Origin of the sequence: Micromonospora sp. CV4 (assembly GCF_003667455.1) — a bacterium.
Taxonomy (GTDB): Bacteria; Actinomycetota; Actinomycetes; order Mycobacteriales; family Micromonosporaceae; genus Micromonospora.
In genome coordinates this window covers 1-5,295 of sequence record NZ_RCVI01000121.1, presented here as the reverse complement: position 1 = coordinate 5,295, position 5,295 = coordinate 1, and the positions used below count along the sequence as shown (strand labels likewise).

Below are 5,295 nucleotides of genomic sequence, written 5' to 3'. Positions count from 1 at the left end.
GTCCGGGGTCCCCGGCGGTGGCCCCCGGGTCCCCGCCAGGGACCCCGGACCGCCGCCGCCCTCATCTCACCGCCGTCCGCCCGGTCGGTCGGGAGTGCGGGGCAAGGGTGCGGGTGCACCAAAAAGGGCCCGGCGCACCGCGCCGGGCCCTTCCTTGGTCGTGCTGGATCAGCTGTCGCCGCCGGTCTCGCCGACCGGGGCGGCGTTCACGTCGTCGATCGCGTACTTCTTGGCGGCCTCGGCCGGCACGGTCGCCGCGACCGCGCCGCTGCGGGCGAGCTGCCGCAGCGTGGCGACCACGATCGACTCGGCGTCGACGTGGAAGTGCCGGCGCAGCGCGTGCCGGGTGTCCGACATGCCGTAGCCGTCGGTGCCGAGCGACGTGTAGTCGCCGGGAACCCAGCGGGCGATCAGGTCCGGCACCGCGCGCATCCAGTCGCTGACCGCGACCTTCGGCCCGTCGGCGTCGGCCAGCTTCTGCTGGACGTACGGCACCTTCGCCTCGGCGCCCGGGTTGAGCAGGTTGAACTCCTCGCACTCCACCGCGTCGCGGCGCAGCTCGGTCCAGGAGGTCACCGACCAGACGTCGGCGGCCACTCCCCAGTCCTGGGCGAGCAGCTGCTGGGCCTTGAGCGCCCACTGCATGCCGGTGCCCGAGGCGAGCACGTTGGCCTTCGGGCCGTCGACCTGCGGTGCCGGCGAGTAGCGGTAGATGCCCTTGAGCAGGCCCTCCACGTCCACCCCGGCCGGCTCCGCCGGCTGAAGGATCGGCTCGTTGTAGACCGTCAGGTAGTAGAGGACGTTCTCCTGCGCGTCCCCGTACATCCGGTGCAGGCCGTTCTCCATGATGTGCGCGATCTCGAAGGAGAACGCCGGGTCGTACGCGACCACCGCCGGGTTGGTGGCGGCGATCAGCAGCGAGTGGCCGTCCTCGTGCTGGAGGCCCTCACCGTTGAGCGTCGTCCGTCCCGCGGTCGCGCCGAGCAGGAAGCCCCGCGCCATCTGGTCCGCCGCCGCCCACAGCCCGTCGGCGGTCCGCTGGAACCCGAACATCGAGTAGAAGATGTACATCGGGATCATCGGCTCGTCGTGCGTGGCGTACGACGAGCCCGCGGCGGTGAACGAGGCGACCGAGCCGGCCTCGTTGATCCCCTCGTGCAGGATCTGCCCGGTCGTCGACTCCTTGTACGACAGGAACAGCTCCCGGTCGACGGAGGTGTAGCGCTGGCCGTGCGGCGAGTAGATCTTCGCGGTCGGGAAGATCGAGTCGAGGCCGAAGGTGCGCGCCTCGTCGGGGATGATCGGCACCCAGCGCTTGCCGAACTCCTTGTCCTTCATGATGTCCTTGAGCAGGCGGACGAAGGCCATGGTGGTGGCCACCTTCTGCTTGCCCGAGCCGCGCTTGACGTCGGCGAACCGTTCCGGGCCGGGGATGGTCAGCCGCTTCGTGCTGCTCCGCCGGGACGGCAGGTAGCCGCCGAGCTGCTCGCGCCGCTCCTTGAGGTACGCCAGCTCCTCGGACTTCTCGCCCGGGTGGTAGTACGGCGGCAGGTAGGGGTTCTCCTCCAGCGCCGAGTCCGGAATGTCCAGGTAGAGGCGGTCGCGGAAGGTCTTCAAGTCCTCCAGCGTCAGCTTCTTCATCTGGTGGGTCGCGTTGCGGCCCTCGAAGTGCGAGCCGAGCGTCCAGCCCTTGATCGTCTTCGCCAGGATGACGGTGGGCTGACCGGTGTGCTCGGTGGCCGCCTTGTAGGCCGCGTAGAGCTTGCGGTAGTCGTGCCCACCCCGCTTGAGGTTCCAGATCTCGTCGTCGCTCAGCGGCTCGACCATCTTGCGCGTGCGCGGGTCGCGGCCGAAGAAGTGCTCCCGCACGTACGCGCCGGACTCCGCCTTGTAGGTCTGGTAGTCGCCGTCGGTCGTGGTGTTCATGAGGTTGACCAGCGCGCCGTCGGTGTCGGCGGCGAGCAGCGGGTCCCACTCCCGGCCCCAGACCACCTTGATGACGTTCCAGCCGGCGCCCCGGAAGAACGCCTCCAGCTCCTGCATCACCTTGCCGTTGCCGCGGACGGGGCCGTCCAGACGCTGGAGGTTGCAGTTGATCACGAAGGTGAGGTTGTCGAGCTCCTCGCGGGCGGCCACGCCGATGGCGCCCAGCGTCTCCGGCTCGTCCATCTCACCGTCGCCGAGGAACGCCCAGACGTGCTGCTGCGACGTGTCCTTGATGCCGCGGTGCTGCAGGTACCGGTTGAACCGGGCCTGGTAGATCGCGTTCAGGCCACCGAGGCCCATCGAGACGGTGGGGAACTCCCAGAAGTCCGGCATCAACCGCGGGTGCGGGTACGAGGGCAGCCCACCACCCGGGTGCGACAGCTCCTGCCGGAACCCGTCGAGCTGGTGCTCGCTGAGCCGCCCCTCCAGGAACGCCCGCGCGTACATACCGGGGGAAGCGTGACCCTGGTAGTAGATCTGGTCGCCGCCGCCCGGGTGGTTCTTGCCCCGGAAGAAGTGGTTGAAGCCCACCTCGTAGAGCGACGCCGAGCTGGCGAAGGTGGAGATGTGCCCGCCGACACCGATCTCCGGGCGCTGCGCCCGGTGCACCAGCATCGCGGCGTTCCACCGGACGTAGGCCCGGATCCGCCGCTCGACGTGCTCGTCGCCCGGGAACCACGGCTCGCGCTCCGGAGTGATGGTGTTGATGTAGTCGGTGGTGGTCAGGGGCGGAACCCCGACCTGGCGTTCGCGAGCCCGCTCCAGCAGGCGCAGCATGACGTAACGGGCGCGTTTGGCACCTCGCTCGTCAATGACACCATCAAGCGACTCGACCCATTCGCTGGTCTCTTCAGGGTCGATGTCCGGAAGCTGGCTCGGTAGGCCGTCGCTGATCACCGGGCGCTTGCGTTCCGTAGCCACAGGCGTTCCCTCGGTTGTGTGTGGGATAGGTCTCTAGCGCCATCCTGCCCCCTGGTGGCACCCGTCGTCACGTCTAGGTCCCCTCGACGCGATGAGCGACACAGATACCCGCCGGTAACTTAGCGCTACGAGCACCGGGGTCGGCCGATCATGCGACGGCGGCGGCGAGGGCGACTCCGCCGGGGTGGCGGTGGCGACGGCTCCCGAGCCGGCGCTGGGGCAGAATGCGACGTATGCGCAGTGACGTGATCACCGTCCAGACCGGGTCCCGACCGGCCGTCCGGGACATCACCGCCGAGGCCCAGGGGTTCGTCTCCAGCGAGGGCGACGGCCTGCTGCACGTCTTCGTGCCGCACGCCACCGCCGGACTGGCGATCATCGAGACCGGCTCCGGTTCCGACGACGACCTGCTCACCGCCCTGGACGCGCTGCTCCCCACCGACGACCGCTGGCGGCACCGGCACGGCTCGCCCGGCCACGGCCGGGACCACGTGCTGCCGGCGTTCGTCCCGCCGTACGCCACGCTGCCGGTGCTCGGGGGCCGCCTGGCGCTGGGCACCTGGCAGTCGCTGTGCCTGGTCGACACCAACGGCGACAACCCGACCCGCCAGGTCCGCTTCTCCTTCCTCCCCGCCTGACACGCCTTCTGCCACAGGATCCGCGCGACATCCCGGACGTCGCCGCCTCAGCACGTGGCCGAGGCAGCACGTTCCCTGATGTCGCGCGGATCCTGGCGTCGGCAGGTTACGGGCGGGCAGTCTCCTGCTGGACGGTCTGCTGGCCGGCGTCCGCGTACGGCCCGGCGGTTCGGGCAGCCGACGGGACCGGGTTGTCCGCCGTCTGGTGCAGGCCGGGCACGCGGTCCTCGATCAGGAACGAGGCCCGGGTGTACGCGGGCGAGCCCGGCCGACTCACGTACGGCAGCACGTCGAAGTCGGCGGAGAGCTGCCCCGGGGTGATCGTGGTGCGCACGTACCCCCGCAGGTTGTTCTGGAAGCGCAGGTGCGGGTTGAAGCCGAACCACGGGTGCGACCCGGACGCCGAGTCCGCGCCGTCGCCGCCCGAAGTGACCGAGGAGCAGACCAGTTCGGTGCCGACGGTGCGCGAGGTCGGGTCGGCGTAGTCGAGCTTCAGGTCGCTGGCCCAGTGCGCGTGCACGTCGCCGGTCAGCACCACCGGGTTGCGTACCCCGGCGGCCAGCCAGCCCCGGGTGATCCGGTCCCGGGAGGCGACGTAGCCGTCCCAGGCGTCCATGCTGGTGACGGTGAGCGGGCCGGCGTTGTTGTCCCGCTGGGCGAAGAACACCTGCTGGCCCAGGATGTCCCAGCGGGCGTCCGAACGGCGGAAGCCGTCCAGCAGCCAGGCCTCCTGCTCCGCGCCGGTGATGGACCGCGCCGGGTCCGAGGCCGCCGGGCAGGCGTCGTAGCCGTCGCCGCAGGCCTGGTCGTCGCGGTACTGCCGGGTGTCGAGCATGTGGAAGGTGGCCAGCCGTCCCCAGCGGACCCGCCGGTAGAGCTGCATGTCGATGCCGCGCGGGATCGAGGTGCGCCGCAGCGGCATGTTCTCGTAGTACGCCTGGAACGCCGCCGCCCGCCGGGCGGGGAACTCCGGGTCCGGCGCCTCCGGCGCCTCGTCGGCCCAGTTGTTCTCCACCTCGTGGTCGTCGAAGACGACCACCCACGGCGCCACCGCGTGCGCGGCCTGCAGGTCGGCGTCGGTCTTGTACTGGGCGTGCCGCTGCCGGTAGTTGGCCAGCGTCCGGGTCTCCGGCCCCTCGTGGTCACGCGGGTTGCCACCCGGGACGGTGTACGTGTCCGGGGCGTACTCGTACTGGTAGTCGCCCAGGTGCAGGATCAGCTCCGGCTCGGTCTCGGCCAGCCGCCGGTAGGCGGTGAAGTAGCCGTGCTCGTACTGGGAGCAGGAGGCGAAGCCCATCGCCAGCGCGGCGGGCATGGTCCACGGCGCCGGGGCGGTGCGGGTGCGCCCGACCGACGAGAGGTGCCGCTCGGCGCGGAACCGGTAGAAGTACTCCCGGCCGGGCAGCAGGCCGGCCAGCTCCACGTGCACGCTGTGCGCCGAGCGGGTGCGGGCGACGGCGACGCCGCGCCGCACGATGTGCCGGAACCGCTCGTCGGCGGCCAGCTCCCAGTGCACCGGCACGTCGCGGTCCGGCATGCCGCCGAGGCCGTCCTCGGCGAGCGGCTGCGGAGCCAGTCGGGTCCACAGCACGAACCCCTCGTGATCCGGGTCGCCGGAGGCCGCGCCGAGGGTGAACGGGTAGGCCAACGGCCGGCGGGCCGCCGCCGCGCCGGCCGCCACCGGCAGCCCGGTGACCGCGCCGGCGGCGCCGAGGGCGGCGCCGGACAGCAGGATGGTACGTCGGGACAG

General features: G+C 71.2%; 3 protein-coding genes. 1 reads left to right on the top strand and 2 read right to left on the bottom strand.

What is annotated here, in order from left to right:
* Positions 1–168 precede the first annotated feature (168 nt).
* Positions 169–2,907 carry a pyruvate dehydrogenase (acetyl-transferring), homodimeric type gene (gene aceE / locus EAD98_RS01280; protein WP_121652255.1) on the bottom strand — a complete coding sequence of 913 codons (2,739 nt, stop codon included), beginning with the start codon at positions 2,905–2,907 and terminating at the stop codon, positions 169–171.
* Positions 2,908–3,140: 233 nt separating this feature from the next.
* On the opposite strand from aceE, the gene EAD98_RS01275 reads away from it, so the two are divergent.
* Positions 3,141–3,545 carry a YjbQ family protein gene (locus EAD98_RS01275; RefSeq protein ID WP_199723205.1) on the top strand — a complete coding sequence of 135 codons (405 nt, stop codon included), beginning with the start codon at positions 3,141–3,143 and terminating at the stop codon, positions 3,543–3,545.
* A 106-nt stretch (positions 3,546–3,651) separates the two neighbouring features.
* Here the strand turns inward: EAD98_RS01275 and EAD98_RS01270 are convergent.
* The coding region (locus EAD98_RS01270; protein ID WP_233583669.1) for an alkaline phosphatase at positions 3,652–5,295 on the bottom strand (1,644 nt) is incomplete at its 5' end.

Coding starts and splice junctions, on each gene's coding strand:
- EAD98_RS01275 (WP_199723205.1), top strand. CDS start 3,141: ATGCGCAGTGACGTGATCACCGTCCAGACCGGGTCCCGACCGGCCGTC.